The sequence below is a fragment of the Aequorivita sp. IT1282 genome, from assembly GCF_058068205.1.
This window is the reverse complement of record NZ_JBYRHR010000001.1, coordinates 403,865-425,101: the sequence shown is the minus strand read 5'-3', so window position 1 is coordinate 425,101 and position 21,237 is coordinate 403,865. Positions and strand designations below refer to the sequence as shown.

The 21,237-nt window shown below is 35.4% G+C and carries 18 protein-coding genes; 14 read left to right on the top strand and 4 right to left on the bottom strand.

Going from position 1 to position 21,237, the window contains the following annotated elements:
• Nucleotides 1-67: 67 nt before the first annotated feature.
• The gene (locus tag AC3RVG_RS02005) at nucleotides 68-238 is read right to left on the bottom strand and encodes a hypothetical protein (RefSeq protein WP_489689757.1); all 171 of its coding nucleotides are present in this window, start codon (nucleotides 236-238) and stop codon (nucleotides 68-70) included.
• Nucleotides 239-465: 227 nt separating this feature from the next.
• Here AC3RVG_RS02005 and fumC point away from each other — a divergent pair, with 227 nt between their 5' ends.
• Nucleotides 466-1,851, top strand: a complete 1,386-nt coding sequence (gene fumC / locus AC3RVG_RS02000; RefSeq protein ID WP_489689756.1) for a class II fumarate hydratase — start codon at nucleotides 466-468, stop codon at nucleotides 1,849-1,851.
• Nucleotides 1,852-1,941: 90 nt separating this feature from the next.
• Here the strand turns inward: fumC and AC3RVG_RS01995 are convergent, their stop codons facing one another.
• The 3 genes from AC3RVG_RS01995 to AC3RVG_RS01985 all read right to left on the bottom strand — a co-directional run bounded on the left by AC3RVG_RS01995 (nucleotide 1,942) and on the right by AC3RVG_RS01985 (nucleotide 5,884).
• Nucleotides 1,942-5,124: a cytochrome c biogenesis protein gene (locus tag AC3RVG_RS01995; RefSeq protein ID WP_489689755.1), complete on the bottom strand. Its 3,183-nt coding sequence runs from the start codon at nucleotides 5,122-5,124 to the stop codon at nucleotides 1,942-1,944.
• Between the two features lie 74 nt (nucleotides 5,125-5,198).
• Nucleotides 5,199-5,594, bottom strand: a complete 396-nt coding sequence (locus AC3RVG_RS01990; RefSeq protein ID WP_489689754.1) for a group III truncated hemoglobin — start codon at nucleotides 5,592-5,594, stop codon at nucleotides 5,199-5,201.
• A gap of 2 nt (nucleotides 5,595-5,596) precedes the next feature.
• Nucleotides 5,597-5,884, bottom strand: a complete 288-nt coding sequence (locus AC3RVG_RS01985; protein ID WP_489689753.1) for a hypothetical protein — start codon at nucleotides 5,882-5,884, stop codon at nucleotides 5,597-5,599.
• A gap of 82 nt (nucleotides 5,885-5,966) precedes the next feature.
• Here AC3RVG_RS01985 and AC3RVG_RS01980 point away from each other — a divergent pair, with 82 nt between their 5' ends.
• The 13 genes from AC3RVG_RS01980 (at nucleotide 5,967) to AC3RVG_RS01920 (ending at nucleotide 21,219) form a co-directional block, all read left to right on the top strand.
• A complete protein-coding gene (locus AC3RVG_RS01980) occupies nucleotides 5,967-6,554 on the top strand; it encodes a Crp/Fnr family transcriptional regulator (RefSeq protein ID WP_489689752.1) in 588 nt (195 codons plus the stop codon).
• Between the two features lie 119 nt (nucleotides 6,555-6,673).
• Entirely contained in the window at nucleotides 6,674-7,423 is a 750-nt protein-coding gene (locus AC3RVG_RS01975) for a Rossmann-like and DUF2520 domain-containing protein (RefSeq protein WP_489689751.1), read from the top strand.
• Between the two features lie 10 nt (nucleotides 7,424-7,433).
• Nucleotides 7,434-7,961 carry a KdsC family phosphatase gene (locus AC3RVG_RS01970; RefSeq protein ID WP_489689750.1) on the top strand — a complete coding sequence of 176 codons (528 nt, stop codon included), beginning with the start codon at nucleotides 7,434-7,436 and terminating at the stop codon, nucleotides 7,959-7,961.
• Between the two features lie 66 nt (nucleotides 7,962-8,027).
• The gene (locus AC3RVG_RS01965; RefSeq protein ID WP_489689749.1) at nucleotides 8,028-8,942 is read left to right on the top strand and encodes a geranylgeranylglycerol-phosphate geranylgeranyltransferase; all 915 of its coding nucleotides are present in this window, start codon (nucleotides 8,028-8,030) and stop codon (nucleotides 8,940-8,942) included.
• A 122-nt stretch (nucleotides 8,943-9,064) separates the two neighbouring features.
• Nucleotides 9,065-9,652, top strand: a complete 588-nt coding sequence (locus AC3RVG_RS01960; protein ID WP_489689748.1) for a Maf-like protein — start codon at nucleotides 9,065-9,067, stop codon at nucleotides 9,650-9,652.
• A 32-nt stretch (nucleotides 9,653-9,684) separates the two neighbouring features.
• Entirely contained in the window at nucleotides 9,685-10,620 is a 936-nt protein-coding gene (locus AC3RVG_RS01955; protein ID WP_489689747.1) for a septum formation inhibitor Maf, read from the top strand.
• 2 nt (nucleotides 10,621-10,622) lie between these two features.
• The gene (locus AC3RVG_RS01950; RefSeq protein ID WP_489689746.1) at nucleotides 10,623-11,189 is read left to right on the top strand and encodes a mechanosensitive ion channel domain-containing protein; all 567 of its coding nucleotides are present in this window, start codon (nucleotides 10,623-10,625) and stop codon (nucleotides 11,187-11,189) included.
• 54 nt (nucleotides 11,190-11,243) lie between these two features.
• Nucleotides 11,244-13,736, top strand: coding sequence for a PIG-L family deacetylase (locus AC3RVG_RS01945; protein ID WP_489689745.1), 2,493 nt, complete (start codon nucleotides 11,244-11,246; stop codon nucleotides 13,734-13,736).
• 122 nt (nucleotides 13,737-13,858) lie between these two features.
• Complete coding sequence (locus tag AC3RVG_RS01940) at nucleotides 13,859-15,565, top strand: sodium:solute symporter family protein (protein WP_489689744.1); 1,707 nt, start codon at nucleotides 13,859-13,861, stop codon at nucleotides 15,563-15,565.
• A gap of 261 nt (nucleotides 15,566-15,826) precedes the next feature.
• A complete protein-coding gene (locus AC3RVG_RS01935) occupies nucleotides 15,827-17,338 on the top strand; it encodes a sodium/pantothenate symporter (RefSeq protein ID WP_489689743.1) in 1,512 nt (503 codons plus the stop codon).
• Nucleotides 17,313-18,815 carry a class I adenylate-forming enzyme family protein gene (locus tag AC3RVG_RS01930; protein ID WP_489689742.1) on the top strand — a complete coding sequence of 501 codons (1,503 nt, stop codon included), beginning with the start codon at nucleotides 17,313-17,315 and terminating at the stop codon, nucleotides 18,813-18,815. Before AC3RVG_RS01935 ends, AC3RVG_RS01930 begins: the two co-directional genes overlap by 26 nt.
• Entirely contained in the window at nucleotides 18,815-19,759 is a 945-nt protein-coding gene (locus AC3RVG_RS01925) for an alpha/beta fold hydrolase (RefSeq protein WP_489689741.1), read from the top strand. The genes AC3RVG_RS01930 and AC3RVG_RS01925 overlap by 1 nt, the downstream gene beginning before the upstream one ends.
• Nucleotides 19,760-19,803: 44 nt before the next feature.
• Nucleotides 19,804-21,219 carry a hypothetical protein gene (locus tag AC3RVG_RS01920; protein WP_489689740.1) on the top strand — a complete coding sequence of 472 codons (1,416 nt, stop codon included), beginning with the start codon at nucleotides 19,804-19,806 and terminating at the stop codon, nucleotides 21,217-21,219.
• Nucleotides 21,220-21,237 lie beyond the last annotated feature (18 nt).

Below are 21,237 nucleotides of genomic sequence, written 5' to 3'. Positions count from 1 at the left end.
CCATTAATTGCAAATAAAAAAGGGAACCATATTGGTTCCCTTTTTTTGTAAAATATGTTTTGAAGAATTATTTCAATTCTTTATTTTTCTTTTCTTCACGTTTCACTTTCCAGTTTTCATAAAGCGATCCACCTATCCAATATGGTAAGATGCCCACCAAAAATATCATTAACCAAAAACCCATGGTAAGGATTGTAAGGAAAGCAAGAAAACCTAAGTATTGTTCAAATGTAAACATGATGTAGTTATTTTATATTGATGGCTCAAAGATAAAAGGATTTTTTGAGAAACGACAACAAAACTTTTCGATTTATTCACAACAAATAAACAGTCGTGCGGGTTGAACAACTTTTGGCTTTTCGCTACATTTGCATGCTACACCCAAGCTTTAGCGAAGGTGTATATTTCTAACTCAAAAACCTTTTGGCGAAGGAGTTCAATTAATTCATAATTAATACTTTCACAATGAAATTTAGAATAGAAAAAGACACTATGGGCGAGGTAAAAGTACCTGCCGATAAACTGTGGGGCGCACAAACGGAGCGTTCTTTTGAAAATTTTAAAATCGGTCCACGCGCTTCTATGCCTATGGAAATTATTTACGGCTTTGCATATTTAAAGAAAGCCGCAGCCTATACTAACTGTGAACTTGGCGTTCTTCCGGAAGAAAAGAGAGATTTAATTGCAAAGGTTTGCGATGAAATTTTAGAAGGAAAACACGACGATCAATTTCCGTTAGTAATTTGGCAGACTGGTAGTGGTACCCAAAGCAATATGAATGTAAATGAAGTTATTGCCAACCGTGCCCACCAAATTGCTGGAAAAACTATTGGCGAAGGCGATAAAACGCTACAACCAAATGATGATGTAAATAAATCGCAGTCTTCAAACGATACTTTCCCAACGGGAATGCATATTGCGGCTTATAAAAAATTAATTGAAACTACGCTTCCTGGTGTTCAACAACTTCAAAAAACACTTTCACAAAAAGCAGAAGATTTCAAAAGTGTCGTAAAAATTGGCCGCACCCATTTTATGGACGCCACTCCCCTAACCCTTGGTCAAGAATTTGGTGGATACGCCGCACAACTTGAGCACGGTATAAAAGCTGTAAAAAACACGCTTCCACATTTGGCTGAACTCGCTTTAGGCGGAACAGCTGTTGGAACTGGTTTAAACACTCCAAAAGGCTACGATGTATTGGTTGCTAAATACATTTCTCAATTTACTGATTTGCCTTTTGTAACTGCAAAAAATAAATTTGAAGCACTTGCAGCACACGATGCATTTGTAGAAAGTCACGGTGCTTTAAAGCAGTTGGCAGTCTCACTAAACAAAATTGCAAACGACGTGCGTATGCTTGCCAGCGGACCACGAAGTGGAATTGGCGAAATAAACATTCCCGCAAACGAACCTGGCTCTTCAATTATGCCTGGAAAAGTAAACCCTACACAATGTGAAGCATTAACTATGGTTTGTGCACAAGTTATCGGGAACGATATGGCAATTGCTGTGGGTGGAATGCAAGGGCAGTTTGAATTGAATGTTTTTAAACCAGTAATGGCTGCAAACTTTCTACAATCTGCGCAATTGATTGGTGATGCTTGTGTTTCATTTGATGTTCACTGTGCACAAGGTATCGAACCAAATCTTGAAGTAATTAAAAAACAATTAAATAACAGCTTAATGTTAGTAACTGCATTAAACCCAAAAATAGGTTATTACAAAGCTGCTGAAATTGCAAATACAGCGCACAAAAATGGAACTACGTTAAAAGAAGAAGCAGTAAATCTAGGCTATTTAACTGCCGAAGAATTTGACGAATGGGTTAAGCCAGAAGATATGGTTTAACAGTCGGTAGACGGTAGATTTTAAAAGCCCCGAAGTACGAATTATCAATCGTATTTCGGGGCTTTACTTTTATAAGCACTTTATAACTTTCTAGGCTTTCAACTTTTTCTTTTTCCCATAAAACTTCTTATACCTGAAATAGGACACAACACTCAAAATCACTCCAAATAGTGTAATCCACCAAACAAATGTTGGTGTTGCAGGTGCATCGCCACTTGCATAACTATGTAGACCGCTTAGGTAGAAATTCACTCCAAAGTATGTCATCATAATTGAAGCATAAGCAAACATCGCCAAAACGTTGAATATCCAACGTCCGCGAAGTCCAGGTACCAATCTGGCGTGGATTACAAAGGCGTAAATCATAATACTAATTAATGCCCAAGTTTCTTTTGGATCCCAACCCCAATAGCGTCCCCAACTCTCGTTAGCCCATTGTCCACCCAAAAAGTTTCCGATGGTAAGCAATACCAAACCAACTGTCAGCGCCATTTCTGTAATAACGGTAAGCTCGCTAATATTGATTTCCATCTTTTTATAATTTCCTTTTGTGGTGAAAATCATCAGAAATAGTGAAACTGCAGCCAAAATTAATCCCAAGGTAAAGGGGCCGTAACTCATTACAATCACTGCGACGTGTATCATTAACCAATAACTATCTAATACGGGTTGTAATGTTGCAATAGATGGATCTAACCAGTTTTCGTGCGCAACCCATAAAATTATTGCGCCGGCAAATGCGGTAGCTGCCACGGTTAAATCACTTTTTCTTCCAAAAGACAATCCAAAGAATATGGTTGCCCAAGCTACATAAATTACAGATTCATAAGCATCACTCCATGGTGCGTGACCACTAACGTACCAGCGTAGCGCCAATCCAAGAGTCATTGCCGTAAAGAAAATCCACATTAAAATTTTGGAACCTTTAATAAGTGTACGAAGTATTTTTCGATCCTCAAAAAGTTGAGCAACGATAAACGCCAACATCAATATTCCGAATACTGCATAATATTTATAAAGTCTATTAAAGATGTCTGCTTGGTTGTAAATGGTTTCCGCACGAAGCTTGTTTTCTGAAGGCATAACTTCAGCACCGTATTTTTTCTGAAAATTAGTAATGCTTTCTAAAAATTCATCAGACTGCGTATAATCGCCCGTTTCTCTTGCTTTTTTCAAACTGTCGAAATATAACGGAAGAATATTTTTAGCGTATAATGAATCCATTCCTTTCAGGTTGGCATCACCTAATTCTGGATACGAAACCCACTTGTTGCCTTCATCTTCTGGAATCGGGAAAATCTTCAAAATACTTCCGCTTAAAGCCGCATTTAGCAATGAAAAATTTTCGTGAGCTCTTATAAAATCCTTTTGAAATTGATTGGGCGTGGTTGTGCGTGTTGCAGCCGCCAAATAGGGTTCTAATTTATAATTTCCTTTTTCATCGAAAAGATCCAGCAGCGCAATATCTTGTTGACCGTCGGGTACTCCAGCAACCTGACGAATACTGTCATTGCCTCGTTTAAGAGCAATTAGCGGTACTTCAACCCAAAGTCGTGGAAACTCAGTCATCGAAATAAATACTTGGTTTGCATCCAAACCTTGGTACGTTTGGCTTCTACTAATTTTACGTAAAAGTTCGCTGGCAAATGTATTTACAGGCTTCATCCGCCCGTTATCTTGTATAATTAAATGCCCAAATTTGGCTGCGTGCTCTTTACTAACCGCATTTGTTTTTATTAAAGAATCAATTTGTTGCTTTGGAACAACTGTGTGGGTTGAAGGCGCGTGCTGTTGTGCAATTCCTGAAAGCGAAAAGAGCATTACCAAAATGGTTATCATACTTTTCTTTTTTCGCTTTATTTTTTCCAATATTTCTTCTAATTTTCCAAATCGGCTATGTTTGCTAAAGAGAATAGCCATCAAACCAAAATACAGTAAGAAATAACCGATATACGTAATCCAAGTACCCCACCAATCGTGATTTACAGACAGAATTGTTCCACCTTCGTCAGGATCAAAACCCGACTGAAAAAAGCGGTAACCTTGGTGATCAAGCACATTGTTCATGAATATATCGGTATCGAAATGCGTTTTATCATCATTGATGACCGTAACCTTACTTTTGAAAGAAGAATATCCTTTTTCAGTTCCCGGATATTTGTCGGCAATAAAATCGTTCAAAGTAATACTAAATGGAAGTTCCATACTTTCTGAGCCATAGCTAGTATAAACTTTTAAGCCTGCAATTTCAGTTTCAACAGGATTTGGTGCGGTTCCTCTTCCGCCGAGCATAGAAATAGTTTTTGTTTCATTGCCTACAGTCACTTCAACAATAAGAGCATCTTGATTACTGGGTTGATCTGCTGTAGCTTTTACAATTCCAAACTCACCTTTAGTAATTGGGTCTGGAGCAACAAATGAAATTCCAGCCATTCTATATAGCGATCGTAAGTTGAAGGGTTGCACGCTATCTGCGACAACTCCGCCCTGCATTTGGTCTGCCATTCGCATATAATCTCCTTCAAAAGGACTGGAAATAGTATAATTGCCTTCTTCCGAATAATTAATATTTATCGCACCTTCAGTAGGCTTATTAATAGCGAATAAAATATTGTGAATACTTGAAACCTCCCCTACTTTCAACCAATGATCGTGACGTTCACCTTCGCCAGATTCTACAATTTTAAGATATTCCTCGCCGGTTTCATTTGGTGTTAAACCTTCAGTAGCACCGTTTATAAATTCTTTGTATTTAATAATTACAGGCTTATCATTATAATCTGTTTCTAAGGTGAAACTGTTATCCAACTTTTCAGAAAGTCTAAGTTTTTTAGGCTTTACTTTTCTTCGTTGGGCAACGCCGTCAATCATGTAATCGCCATCAATAAAAACATCTAGATATGTTTGATCGGAAAGGATTGTATTTTCCGTTTGGCCTTCCCGAATATGCATAACGCCCTCAAAACCAATATAACGGGTTACGAAAGCTCCAAAAATTACTAAGATGAAGGCTAAATGCAGCGTTAAAGAAGCCCACATTTTACGTTTGTGAAGATTGTATCTAAAAACGTTACCAGCAAAGTTAATTACGAACATCGCCATTATGGCCTCAAACCACCAAGCATTGTAAATTAGCTCTCTAGTATAAGCGGTTGGCGGACTCTGCGCATCGGCATCCATAAAGGTTCCGGCAGCCATTGCAGCAGCGTAAATAAGGAATAAAACAGCAGTGAGTCTAGTGGAGAAAAGAACGGAGGCAATCTTTTTTTGCATTACAAGGTATTTTGGCGCAAAAATAATCAATTACGCCCATTTAGACTACTGAAATCTGTTAACTATTATCGCTTTTATGCCTCTTGATTTCTGGCGTTGAAAATGTTCAAATGAATAAAGGTTCCCATGCTGCGAGCGCGATTTATTGCAATCTGCGCCGTTTCGCCTTCAAAAAGTTCGTTTATAGTTTCTATCCACAGGTTTATCCACGTTCCAAAGTGAAGTTCGTTGATTGTATGGTCCATTTTTTTGTCTACTTCAACGTGAGTATGCATTGGGTTTCCGAAATATTTTCGTTTAAAGAATAGATTGGTTTCCCAAAAATCTGTGAGTAGTTCTAGATGGGTTTCCCAATCGGTAATAATTTTGTTAAAAATAGGCCCGAGAAGTTCGTCTTTCCTAACTTTTTGATAGAACGTATTAACTAGCAGAGACACATCTTCTCGAGATTCAATTTTCTTTTTAATCATAGTTATAGCAAGGTTATTAATATCAATAACAAGTTAGCCACTAAACTAACGACTAACAACCTAAAAGTGAATTTTATATTTATTCCTGCCAGCAATGCCGCATTGTAGACCATACATAAAGCTACACAAATGGTAAGCTCTATGCCAGAAATTAGACTTGTTCCCTGTGCTAAAACAGTCATAGCGGCAATAGAACCAATACAACTGTTTAAAATAATAGTTAATGGAATGTACATATAATAATCGCGCTCAAATTCGTTCTGCAAAGTTTTTATAGAAAGTGTTCTCATAATATATATAGCGTTTAATTTTTTTAAAATGTAAATTTACGGTACTAAACAGGCCTTATTTTATGAGGCAAATCATAACGCCATGATTCCCGAAAATTTATTGTTGAATTACAACGCAGCACTTATAAACATTAATGTTTCCGAAATTATTCTGCATGAAAATAAACGGGCAGATTTTTATTATCAAATAAAAACTGGAGAGGTAAAAATGTTCAACATTAGTGAACAGGGAAAAGAATTTATTCAAGGATTTTTTTACGATGGAGAGAGCTTTGGCGAGCCACCTTTGTTTGGCGATTTTAAATATCCCGCTTCTGCAGCCGCTGTAAAGCCCACAGAACTTTATAAACTGAGCAAAACCAAGTTATTCGAACTGCTTACTAAAAATCCCGAAGTGAGTTTAAAATTCACAAAATCCATGGCAAAACGGCTTTATTACAAAGCCACTATTTTAAAGGAAATCTCCGTTCATCCACCAGAACATCGCATCTTGGCCTTGATAGATTTTTTAAAAAGAAAGTATGGTTCCGAAGAACTTTTTCAAGTAGAATTAACGCGTCAGCAAATTGCAGATTTAACGGGACTACGCGTAGAAACTGTAATCCGCGCTATAAAACAACTAGAGCAAGACGGCGAAATAAAACTTATAAAACACAAAGTATTCCGTTGAAAAATCATAAAAAATTTTAGAGAATAGACTAAATATTAAAGACGAAAATTTTTGTAAAATTAGATTTGTCTTTTCTCCATTATCATTATTCTTTATTCTAAAATGGCTAACTTCGTGCTATGATAAAAGTGGTTTTTTTAGGCTTCGGAAATGTAAATAGTCATTTGCTAAATGCATTGCAGAAAAGCGCCGATGTTTATGTAAAACAGGTTTTTAATCGGAATTATATTAAAATAATTTCGCCTTTTGAAAGTATTCCATTCACAGATAGTATTTCTAAAATTGTGGATGCCGACCTATATATTATAGGAATTCCCGACGATGCAATTGGCCCTTTTTCAGATACCCTGCCATTTCAAAATAAATTAGTCGTGCACACTTCTGGTGGTGCGGCAATGGAGGTGCTTTCCGCGAAAAACCGCCGTGGAATTTTTTATCCGTTGCAGACATTTTCAAAACAGCGCGAAGTAGATTTTGCAAATATTCCTATTTGTATAGAAGCAGAAAATCCAAACGATTTAGAATTATTGCGCCGTTTAGGTGAAACTATTTCGAAAAATGTAGTTGAAATACCTTCGGAAAAAAGAACGAAGCTCCATCTGGCAGCGGTTTTCGTAAATAATTTTACGAATTATTTATACCAAGCTGGAAGCGAAATTTTAAAAGAAGACGATTTGCCTTTCGATTTGCTAAAACCTCTTATTTTAGAAACCGCTTCAAAAATTGAAACCCTTTCACCCGAAGAAGCGCAAACGGGCCCCGCAAAAAGAAACGATAAAAAAACCATTGAAAAACATTTAAATTTGTTGGAGAATAGTGACTTTAAAGAGTTCTATGAATTATTTACAAAGGCATTGAAAAAAGCATAAAAACGCAAGCATGAGTTATAAAGAATATTTAAAACACATTACAACCTTCATTTTTGACATAGACGGCGTATTAACCGACGGCTCTATACAGGTAAATACCCAAGGTGAAATGTTCCGAACAATGAATATAAAAGATGGCTACGGACTTAAAACCGCTGTGGAACAGGGCTATCACGTTTGTGTTATTTCTGGCGGAACAAATGAAGGAGTGCGCGTTCGACTTCAAAATTTAGGCATTAAAGACATATTTTTAGGAGCGCATCATAAAACTAAGATTTTAGAAGATTATTTAAAAACCCATAGTATAAAGCGCGAAAACACACTGTACATGGGCGATGACTTGCCCGATTTTGAAATTATGCAGGAAGTTGGCCTTCCTACTTGTCCGCAGGATGCAGTGCAAGAAATTAAGGCAATTTCTAAATACGTTTCGCACAAAAAAGGCGGAAAAGGTTGCGTTCGCGATGTGATTGAACAAGTTTTAAAAGTTCAGGGAAAGTGGATGGTTAGCGATGGTGTTAGTGCAAAATATGATTAACCGAGAAAACCAAATCGAAATCGAAACTCAAATCGAAATTTGAATATTTAATTGTGAATTAAAACCTTGAATTACCTAAACCTCATTCGCTATCAAAATCTGCTATTTATAGCTTTGGTGCAGATTTTCATAAAATATAGTCTCTTCCAACCTTTTGGTATTGATACTGTTTTAAGCTCTTTCAACTTTGCATTACTTGTTATTGCAACGGTTTGTATAGCTGCGGCGGGGAATATTATCAACGATATTTACGATGTGGAAATTGATAGAATTAACAAGCCGGATAAAGTATTAATTGGTAAAAAGATTTCTGAAAAAAACGCCAATCGGCTTTTTATAATCTTAAATATTATTGGAGTTGCAATAGGTTTTTACCTTGCAAATAGTATTCAAAAACCTGGCTTTGCAGCGTTATTTGTTGCAATTTCTGCGATGCTTTATTTATACGCTTCCTACTTAAAAGCTATGCTGATTGTAGGCAATTTGTTGGTTTCAATTTTGGTGGCGATGAGCTTAATAATAGTTGCACTTTTCGATTTGCTTCCCGCAATTACTGCTCAAAATCTGGATGCACAATCGGCAGTTTTCAAAATTGTTTTGCATTATGCATTATTCGCCTTTTGTATTAATTTAATTCGTGAAATAGTAAAAGACCTGCAAGATATTAACGGCGATAAAAAAGGCGGAATGAACACCTTGGCTATCGCTTTAGGACGAAAAAGAACGATTACAATTGTGTTTGTTTTGGGGGTTTTTATGGTGTTAGGAGTAGTGTATTATATGTATGAGCATTTATACAACGTACAATTTATTCTACTCTATTTTCTTTTTGCTTTGGTTGCTCCACTACTCTATTTTTGCGTAAAAGCTTGGGATGCCGAAACGCCAAAACAATATGCTTTCCTTTCTAAACTTTTAAAAATTATTATGTTTTTAGGAATATGCTCCATTCCGTTATTTCAATTTGTAAATTTGAATTAAAAGGAATTAAATTAACCGTGAGAATTAGTTCACGGAAAATTATTTCACAAAGCTTCACAAAGAACCACAGAGATTCACAAAGAATTATGTGGAACACTGAATATTAAACCTTGAATTAATATATGCTCGGAAAAAAATTAAAAAACTACAATATTATCCTTGCTTCGGGTTCCCCGAGAAGACAAGCATTTTTCAAAGAATTAGATTTGGATTACACTATTCAGGTAAAAGAAGTTGAAGAAAAGTATCCGTTAGATTTAAAACGTTCAGAAATTACAGATTTTCTTTCGAAACTTAAAGCCTCTGTTTTTGTTGATTTAAAAGAAAACGATGTGCTAATTACAAGCGATACAATTGTTTGGAAAGACGATTTACCTCTCGAAAAACCACAAAACGCTGAAGAAGCTAAACAAATGCTTCAAAGTTTAAGCGGACAAATGCACGAGGTTATAACATCGGTATGTTTTACTTCAAAAAAGTTTCAAAAAACCGTGCATGATATTACAACCGTGTGGTTTAAAACGCTTACTGATGAAGAAATTGATTACTACGTAAAAACTTACAAACCTTTTGATAAAGCTGGTGGTTACGGTATTCAGGAATGGATTGGCTACATTAGTATCGAAAAAATTGAGGGCTGTTATTTTAATGTTATGGGTTTACCAACGCGACTTGTTTACAAAACGTTAACCGAGATAGCTAATGGTTGAAATTATGTTATTTTTGAAATAAATTCTCCGAAATGAAATTTTTCAAACTTTATTTTCTACCCGTTTTTTTAATCGTATTAATTGGATGTAATTCTTCCGAAGAAAAGAGGGCGAATGGGCAGATTCCGCCTAAAAAAGAGAAATCTAAAATTGCATCTCCGAGAGAAGTTTCAAAAGAATTTAAAGATTATTGGTACAGCGGCACTGCCGAAATAACTTCGTATAGTTTAATGCAGGAACGCTACGGCGAAATTCGCGAAGGAACTGCTGTTAACATCTTTGTAGCTGAAGATTTTCTGCCTGATGCTCAGGTAAAAGCGAATAATGTTTCGGAACAAAATATCTCCGTTTTGAAACTGAACCAAATGAAAAATTTTAATACTGGCATTTATCCGTATTCAATAATGACCAGCACTTTCAGCCCAATTTCTGAAAAGGAGCATCCGCTAAAAGTTACCAATAGCGTGCAAGAATGGTGCGGACAAGAATATATGCAGCTTAATAATCGAGCGGATTTTGAAATAGAAAGTCACTCCTACTTTCAAGGTGAAGCAGATCAAAAACTATCATTGCCCAAAACATTTTTGGAAAATGAGCTTTGGAATCTTATTCGCATTAATCCCGAAGAGTTACCCACTGGCGATATTATGATTATCCCATCTTTTGAATATTTACGTTCTCGGCACAAAGAAGTACGACAACACAACGCTTTTGCAAGTTTAAAACAAGGCGATTCCATTACTATCTATACTTTAAACTATCCCGATTTGCAACGGCAGTTAATGCTGTTTTTCAATAGTTCATTTCCGTATGAAATTGAAAAGTGGGAAGAAGTAAACGCCGCCAATCAAAACGATACGCTGCGTTTGAAAACAACTGCAACAAAATTGAAAAGAATGAAAACCGATTATTGGACCAAAAACCGTAATGAGCACCTTGGGTTACGCGATTCGCTTAAATTGAAATAAATATGAAAATACAAGATTATACGCTACAACTTATAGAATCTGCTGTACTGGTTTTGGTATTACTTCTTTTACGCATTATTCTTAAAAAAACAGTGCGCAATTATGCAAAAAAAATAGAACGGCTTGAGCACCGTACTGGATTAATAATGAAGCATTTAGACTTTGCAATTTTCTTCCTAATTATTCTAGGCTTAGTATTAATTTGGGGAGTAGATTTTAGAAATTTAGGACTCGTTATGTCTTCTGTTTTTGCGGTAATTGGCATCGCTTTTTTTGCCCAATGGTCTATCCTTAGTAATATTACGAGCGGTGTAATTATGTTTTTCACCTTTCCCTACAAAATAGGCGATTATATAAGAATTCACGATAAAGAAATGCCTTGCGAAGGAATAATTGAAGACATTAAAACTTTTCATATTATACTACATACAACTACCAATGAAATTGTTACTTACCCCAACAGCATGATGTTACAAAAAGGAGTTAGTATTATAAGAGTTGAGGAATTTTATGAGCTGCAACACCAACAAGAACTCGATAAAAATAAGGAAAAACTTCCGCACGATTAGATTTCACAAATAAGTATCTTTGAGGAATTTCGAATAATTTAGTACATCAGCTTTATGCAAAAACATTTTTTCTTTCGCCTTCTATTTTTATTTTTCACAATAATTACTGCCGCACAAGCACCCAAAAAACCCACTGCTTCCGAAATATATCACGACCTTCAAAAACTAAATTTTGTGGGTTCTGCACTATTTATCGCCGCGCACCCAGATGATGAAAACACAAGGCTAATCTCGTATTTGGTAAACGATGTGCACGCAAATACCGCTTACCTTTCTATAACCCGTGGCGACGGTGGTCAAAATTTAATTGGCCCTGAACTCCGCGAACTTTTGGGCGTTATACGCACCGAGGAGCTTTTGGCAGCACGGAGAACCGATGGTGGGCAACAGTTTTTTACACGCGCCAACGATTTTGGTTACAGCAAGAATCCAGACGAAACTTTTGAATTCTGGACCAAAGATGATGTGCTGAGCGATGTGGTTATGACAATCAGAAAATTTAAACCAGACATTATTGTAAATCGATTTGACCATCGTAGTCCCGGTAGTACTCACGGTCATCACACGGCTTCGGCTATGTTGAGTGTAGAAGCTTTTGACGCTGTTACTAATGCTTCAAAATTTCCAAAATCGGCTCAAGAATATGGTGTTTGGAAACCGCAACGTTTGTTTTTTAATACTTCGTGGTGGTTTTATGGTAGCCAAGAAAAATTTGATAATGCAGATAAAACCAATCTTGTTTCCGTAGAAACCGGAAGCTACTTTCCTGCTCTCGGACTTTCAAATGGCGAAATAGCTTCACTTAGCAGAAGTATGCACAAATCGCAAGGTTTTGGAAGCACAGGTTCTCGTGGAACTGAAACCGAATATTTAGAATTGTTGAAAGGAAGTAAACCATCAGAAAACAATCTTTTTGATGGTATAAATACTAAATGGTCCCGACTTGATGGCGGAAAAGAAATAGGAGCGATTTTGAATCCGTTGGAAGATACTTTCAGCTTTAAAAATCCTTCAGAATTATTGCCGAAGCTTTTAAAAGCGTATCCGCTCATTTCAAATTTGAAAGATTCGCATTGGCGAAATATTAAGCTTAAACAATTAAAGCAACTCATTTTAGATTGTGGCGGTATCTTTATTGAAGCGGCTTCCGAAGAAAATTCGATAAATCCGAATGAAAACTTCAAAGTAAATATTGAAGCTATTAATCGGGGCACGGCAGCTGTTACATTAAAAGCAGTGAAGAGTAACGATGGCAAAATGTTATGGAATGAATCGGAAATACTTTCGTATAACGCTAAGAAAAATATTGCAATCACCGTAAATTCCGTAGAGCAAAACCCGCCCTATTCTTCGCCTTATTATTTGAATGAAAAAGGCACCGTTGGAATGTATGCCGCGCCCGAAGCATTAATTGGGCTTCCTGCTACTCCGCCTTTAGAACTGTTAGTTTTTGAGCTGCAATTTGGAAGTACTTCAATTCCTTTCACAAAAAATATCATTTATAAATTTAACGATCCCGTAAAAGGTGAAGTTTACCGCCCGTTAGAAGTATTGCCAGAAGTAACCGCTTCCATTCCTGAAAAAGTTTTAATTTTTGCTAGTGATGACGCCGAAAATGTTTCGGTAATTGTGCGTGCAGGAAAAGACAATATTTCTGGAAATGTAAGTATTAAGCATCCCGACGGCTGGAAAGTGGAACCCGCTCAGCAAGCGTTTCAACTTAAAAGAAATGGCGAAACCAAAACCTTCATTTTTAGTGTAACGCCTCCAAAGGATCAAAGCGAAGGCTATTTAAAAACTTTGGTTAGCGCCGAAGGAAAATCTTTTGATAGAGAATTGGTTACTATCGATTACGAACATATTCCGTATCAGAGTGTTTTGTTGCCTTCAGAAGCTAAGGTTGCGAAAATATCTATTCAGAAAAAAGGGCAGCATATTGGTTATATAAATGGTGCCGGAGATGCAATTCCCGAAAGTTTAAAGCAAATTGGGTATTCAGTTTCAACCATTGATCCAGCAACTATTTCAGAAGAAAATTTAAAGAATTACGATGCGATTGTAGTTGGAATTAGAGCTTACAATACTGTTGACGAACTCGCATTTGTACAGCCAATTTTAAATAAATACGTTGAAAAAGGTGGAACCATGATTGTGCAATACAATACCAGCCGGGGTTTGATTACCGAAAATATTGCGCCTTACAATTTAAAACTTTCGCGTGATCGTGTAACAGACGAATTTTCGGAAGTAAAAATCCTTGCACCAGAAAATCCATTACTAAATACACCAAATAAAATTACCCAAAAAGACTTTGAGGGCTGGGTACAGGAACGCGGTTTGTATTTTCCTGATGAATGGGCTAATGAGTTCACTCCTATTTTAGGAATGCACGATAAAGGCGAAACTGAAACAAAAGGCTCATTACTTGTGGCCAAATACGGAAAAGGGCACTATATTTATACAGGATTGAGCTTTTTCCGCGAACTTCCTGCCGGTGTTCCCGGCGCTTATAGGTTGTTTGCGAATATGCTTTCAATTGGAAAATAATTCTCGAAATCGTGACTGAAGAAAAACAAAAATTCGTTTGGAAATGGAGCTATACTTTTGTGCTCCTGTTCAATGCTTTCTATATCTATCTGTTTTATTTATTAATGCAAAACTACGCCTAAATGCAGCAGATTGATTGGATTGTTTTAATTGGAACGCTACTTTTTATTGTGCTTTATGGCACTTGGAAATCGCGTCAACAAAAAGATGTTGGTGATTATTTAAAAGGTGGAAACACTGCCCACTGGTGGACAATTGGAGTTAGCGTTATGGCAACCCAAGCCAGTGCAATTACGTTTTTATCAACCCCAGGACAGGCTTTTCACGACGGGATGGGCTTTGTGCAATTTTACTTTGGATTGCCAATTGCAATGGTAATAATCTGTTTAGTTTTTATTCCTATCTATCACAAACTAAATGTTTATACCGCCTACGAATATCTTGAAAGTCGTTTCGATAAAAAAACGCGAACATTAACTGCAATCTTGTTTTTAATACAGCGTGGATTAGCCTGTGGTATTACCATCTTCGCCCCTTCTATTATTCTTTCTGCAGTATTGGGATGGAATTTAATTTATTTGAATATTATCATCGGGGTACTAGTAATTATTTACACCGTAAGTGGCGGTACAAAAGCTGTAAGCGTTACCCAAAAGCAACAAATGGCGGTTATTTTCTTCGGAATGTTGGTTGCCTTTCTTTTAATTCTGAACTATTTACCACTCGATATTACTTTCACCAAAGCGCTCGAAATTGCTGGCGCTAACGGCAAAATGGATATACTCGATTTTTCATTCGATTTTGATAACCGTTACACTTTTTGGAGCGGAATAATCGGTGGAACTTTTTTAGCACTCTCCTACTTCGGAACAGATCAAAGTCAGGTGCAACGTTATCTTTCTGGAAGAACTGTGAAACAGAGCCAAATGGGTTTAATTATGAACGGGTTGCTAAAAGTACCAATGCAGTTTTTTATATTGTTGGTGGGTATTATGGTTTTTGTTTTTTACCAATTCAATAGCTCACCTTTGCATTTTAACCCTGCTGCCGTAAAAGATGTTAAGAAATCTGAATACGCTGGCGAATACAAAGCCTTGGAAGTGAAAAAAGAGGCTATAGACCAACAATTGGCCGCATCTCAAATAAGCTATTCAAAAGCACAAACTGCGTTAGAAAAACAAAACTACGCTAAAGAAATAAAGTCTCTCAACAATGAAGAAAATAAGCTGAGAGAACAATCTGTAAAAGTTATAAAAAAGGCAAATCCAAACGCAGAAACCAACGATAAGGATTACGTTTTTATTCATTTTATACTTACCAATTTACCACGTGGTTTAATAGGATTATTGTTGGCTGTAATTTTAAGTGCTGCAATGTCCTCGACTGCTTCAGAGCTGAATGCTTTGGGAAGCACGACTACTATTGACCTTTACAAAAGGAACGTGCCAGGAAAGAGAGAAAAACATTACGTTGCAGCTTCCCGTGGATTTACGCTATTATGGGGGATTATTGCAATTGTTGTGGCGTGTTCGGCACATTTGTTCGATAATCTTATTCAGTTAGTGAACATTATCGGGTCCATATTCTACGGAAATGTTTTGGGTATTTTTCTGCTTGCATTTTTTATAAAATATGTGCGTAGTAAAGCTGTATTTATTGCGGCTTTAATAACACAATTTATAATAATTTATGTCTGGTATATAGACCTAATGCCTTATTTGTGGCTAAATGTAGTGGGCTGTGCATTGGTAATGGGAATTGCCGTAATACTTCAAATTACGTTGCCGAGGAATAATAATCCCGAAATAAAAATAGCAGAAGAAGCTTAACATTTTTTGCTACCATAAGCTTAGATTCATCATAAAACACAATTTCGTTAGAATTCAAGTTTGAGCATTACGTAAGTAATCGCCTTTCACCTAAAATATATTTGAATTAAAATAAAAGTCACACCCCTGTTTTTTGCTGATATAACTAGCTAAAATTAATTTTACCGCAATATTATATAAAAGTCACACCTTTAGAAACACAAATAATAGAACCAGAAAATAATTAAAGTTTGTTATTTGTTTTCAAAGACAAAAATTGAAATGATAGCATCAGACAAGTTGGTTACCTATATGTGGATTTTATTAGCAGTTTATGCTGCAGTGATTCTATTTTTCGTTGTACGCGGCGCTCGAAAAAATACGAGCATAAAAGATTATGCAGTTGGTAATATTGGCTTCCCTTCTTGGGTTGTTGGCTTGTCTTTGGCAGCTTCAATGACGAGTGCTGCTACCTTTATTATTAATCCGGGATTTATTGCACTCTACGGAATTTCTGGTGTTATTTCATTTGCGGTTGTACTACCTATTGCTGCATTTATTTCGTTAATTGTTTTTACAAAAGGCTTTGCTAAACAGGGTAATGCGGTTAAAGCAACCACAATGGCCCAATGGATTGGCACGCGCTACCACAGTAAAAGTTATGCGTTCTTTTTTGCGATTATTGCACTTTTGCTCATTACTTTCATAGTATTAATTAATGTTGGGCTTACACAAGTTATTTCTAAATCGCTTAACGCAGATCCCTTTTATGTACTTATGGGAATTACTGTTTTTGTATTTGGGTATATGATGTTTGGAGGCGCGAATTCAATGGTTTATACCAATACTATACAAGCTATAATCATGTTTATTGTTGCTATTATTTTAATTGGCTCTGGGTATGAATATTTTGCGGATGGTATTACTGGTTTTTTGGATAAGCTAACTGCAATTGACCCAAATTTGACTAAACCCACAAATCCATCCAGTTTTTTGTTTCGAGATTACTTCGAAATAATAGCTACACAAATCGTTATTGGAGTTGCAATTGTTTGCCAGCCACATATTATTACAAAATCACTTTTATTGAAAGATTCGAGTAAAATAAACACTTACCTATTTAGTGGTATTTCTTTTATGGTTGTTTTCTTTTTAGTGGTAATTGTTGGTTTGTATGCACGAATAAGTTTTCCAGATTTTATGGTTAATGGAGAAAAATTAAGAATGGATGAAATTATACCAACATACGTGGTTACTAAGTTTTCTGTGGGCGTTGGTTTAGTTATAGTTGTTGGTTTAATATCCGCAGGACTTTCAACGTTAGAAAGTCTAATTCAATCTTTATCTATTACTATTACTTCAGATATAATAAACCCATTATTTAAAGATAAATTTACTGAAAACACTATATCTATTAATAAAGTGGTTATCATTGTTCTTGGAATTGTAAGCTTTTTATTGAGTTGGGAACAAATTCAAAATCCAGATATTAGCGTAGCAATTTTCGCTCAGAATGGTGTCTATGCCTACTTTGCAGCCGCATTTGTTCCTGTACTTTTCGGGACATTTTTAAAGAATGTTTCTACAAGATCAGTGTTTATTGCTAGTATTACCGCAATTGTAGTACATTTTGGTATTTACTATGGAAGACTAACTCCTTATATGCAAGAACCTGTAAATAACCCTGGAGTTTCAGCAGCAATCGGTATTGTAACATCTGTTCTCGTTGGTTATATATTATATAAAATAGATTCAAAAAAAGTAGCACTTGGACACACTAGATTGGACAGCTAAATGGGCAGATTATACGCCCGATAAAATTGCAATAACATCGTATGACGCTAATGAAAGTTACACCTATAGCGACTTAAACACCTATGCCAATCGATTGGCACAAAAGTTTCAAGAACTTCAACTAGAAGAAGGAGATAGAATTGCAGTTTTAGCAGAGCACAGTTTAGAGTTTATCGTAATTTTTGTGGCTTGCCAACGCATGGGAATTATTATTGTTCCCTTAAATTACCGATTGTCTGTAAATGAAATTTCTAAACTCATTTTAGATTGCACGCCAAGTTTACTTGTTTACAGTAAAAATAATCAGGAAAAAGTGGGGCAATTGCAAACTAAAAATTTGACCCCAATTGCATTTAGTGCACTAAAACACCATTATAAAAATAGCAATGAGATTGCTATAAAAGAACACCAAATTAAGGCGGAAAACCCTTTATTTATTTTCTACACATCCGGAACAACCGGTAATCCTAAAGGTGTTATTTATACAAATAAAATGTTGTTTTGGAACAGCTTGAATACTTCCATGCAATTAGGAATTACTTTCAGAGATTCAACTATAAATACGCTCCCGCCCTATCATACTTCTGGTTGGAATGTTTTTGTTACACCGCTACTGCATAAAGGCGCTCAAATTGGTTTGTTAGAAAAATTTGATGCTGAAAAAATACTCTGTTTATTAGATCTAAACAGAACCACATTATTTATGGCGCTACCAACAATGTTGTTAATGATGCAGAAAACACCTGTTTTTAAAGATGTAAACTTAAAGAAGTTACGTTACATTATCTCGGGAGGTGAAAAAGTACCGTCAGAACTCGTTAGTTATTGGAAAAAGAAAAAAAACATTAATATAAGGCCAGGTTATGGTTTAACCGAAGCTGGGCCAAGCATAACATCGTTACATCATAAAATGGCACAACTGAAGCCAAATTCAATTGGGAAACCCAATTTTTATTTGGAAGCTAAAATTGTCAACGAAAATGGAGACATTGTTAAGCCAAATGAAGTTGGCGAGTTATGCATAAAAGGAAACATTGTTACTCCAGGTTATTGGAACAATTCAGTTAAAACAAATAACAAAATTAAAAAAGATTGGTTGTTTACTGGCGATTTAATGTACAGCGATGAAGATGGGTTTTTGTATGTAAAAGGACGGAAAAATGATATGTATATTTCTGGAGGCGAAAACATTTATCCGCAAGAGGTAGAGACACAATTGGAGGCTATAAAAAACATTAAAAAAGCTGTTGTTTTAAGTGTAAAAGATGAAAAATGGGGCGAGTGCGGTATTGCATTTGTAACTACAAATAACGAAGATCTTACCGTTGTAAAAATCCGTGAGTTGCTAAAAACTAATCTTGTGGCATTTAAGCATCCAAAGTATATTTTTATTTTGGACGAAATACCATTAACAACCTTAGGAAAAGTATCTAGAAAAAAGCTATATAATTATTTTAACACCATTAAACTTCAATAATGCAACGACTTATATTTATTTTCTTTTTCACATTAATTAATACAACGCTGTTTTCGCAAAACCCTGAAAAGCTTATGAAAGACATACTTTCTCAATATAATTTTGAAACCCTTTCAACAATTATAGATAGCACAGAAATAAGTTATATTAAAGAAGGAACCGGTGAAAAAACAATTCTATTTGTTCACGGTTTAAGTAGTAACTCTGATGCTTGGTCTAAAAACATTGCAGCTTTAAAAAACGAGTATACTTGCATTGCTTTAGATTTGCCCGGTTATGGCAAATCTTCTAAACCCGATGCAGCATATACCCCTACTTATTTCGCCGCTATTTTGCATAATTTCATAACAAAATTAGCATTGAAAAACGTTGTGCTTGTAGGGCATTCCATGGGCGGTCAAGCAACTATTAAATTGGCAACAACTTATAAAGATGATATTGATAAACTAATATTAATTGCTCCGGCAGGTTTAGAACAATTTTCTGAAACCAATTCAAAAAAATTGAAGAACTTTTTAACTGTTGAAATAGTAAAAAACACCTCAGACGAGCAAATTGAAAAAAATTATGCTTTAAATTTTTATAAGCTACCCGAAGAGACTTCAAAAATGATTAACGATAGAAAGCAAATTAAGCAAGCTATAGATTTTGAAGCACATTGTGAAGCCATTGTAAATAGTATTTCGGGAATGCTAAACGATCCTGTTTATGATAATTTAGAAGCTATAACTCAAAATACACTTGTTATTTTTGGCGATAACGATATGCTTATTCCTAATCGTTATCTCAACCCAAATTTAACCACAGAAGATGTTGGTAAGATAGCTTCAGAAAAGATAAAGACAGTAAAAGTGGAGTTTGTAAAAGATGCCGGTCATTTTGTGCAATTTGAAAAATACAATGAAGTGAACACGCTCATTCAACAATTTGTTGAGGGTAATTAAATTGTATTTTAAAATTTTAATCCTAAAAAATTTCATTTGGTATAATGAAAACAAAACTTAAAAAATTTACTGAATTTAGTAAAACCATATTACCAAATGAAGCCAAATATCTTCAAACCAGATACCAATTCACCGATTCTGAAAAGTTTCAAATTATAGAATTGTTAATCGCAAATGCGTTATCTAAGAATGACTTTATAGCTTTTAATCCAGCCATAGACAAACGGAAATACAGCTATATTAAAGACTGGATTGAGAAGAAAATAGCCAAAATAGATGTGGATGCTACCATCCGTTGGTTAATATCGCTTAAGCAAAAAATACTCACAGATGCTATAGCTTCAAGCGAAGAAAAAGAGTTTCTTCATTATATTTCAGCATATAAAAGGATCGATTTCAATTTTCAGAATTTATACGACCTTACCAAAGAGTACAAATCTTATTTGCTGGTTCGAATGCGTTATAAAGATCATCAAATAGTAGCAGATTTTATTGAAACGTATAAAACACATTATAAAGAAGCCAATACTATAAAGGAGAAATTATACACTGCTACAACCGAAATTACAAACCAATACACGCTTAACAATAACGAAACAAAGCATTTAGAAACTTGGCTTTTACAGGTTTTTAACAACAAAAATATTGATGGTAAAAATAGATATCAGGCCTTTGTTTTACTTGCGTTTATGTACACTAATTACAATGAGAATGATAAGTTAAAAGTAATATTTAATCAAATTGACCAATACTTTAGTCAAGGTCAAATGTATTCCAGACGATTATTATCTAATTATTATGCCAGCCGTGTGTTGTTACATTCTAAACAAGATGAATTTAAGGAAGCGGAGTTTTATGGCTATCTATCTATACGGCAAAATAATAATGATACTTTAATGTATTTGAATAATTTAGTTGCCATTTTATTGCGTAACAACAACCCGAGACAAGCATTTTCATTAATGGAAAAGCACAAAGACCTCTACAAAGAAACACACAATTACCATCAGAAAATTGGGTATTGTTCGTATCAAATCCGCGTGTTAACTGAACTTCAAAAAAATAATTTAGCTGAATCTACCGCCAAACTTTTTCTGAAAAAATATAAAAACGAAGTATTAAACCATCGTTGGCACCATTTTTTTACCTCGTATCTCAACACATTAATTGCTCAGGAAAAATATGAAGAAGTGCTTAAGCTTTCCACTAAATATAATCTGATAGAAAAGGAAATAGAAAGGCAGAAACAAAACAACTATGTGCCTAACATATCGTGGAGTATTTCACTGTCTCGGTATATGGAAGGCAAAATAAATTCTGTGCGTTTATTAGAAGAAATTAAAGCCCCAATCATAGATATACAGCCCACTACAAACCAAAAACAACTCATGATTAAAGTTATTGATAGACTCTCCAACAGTCTGCCTGAAGCATTTTTAGAACTAAAGTCACACATCTAAAAAATTAGTATAACTAAC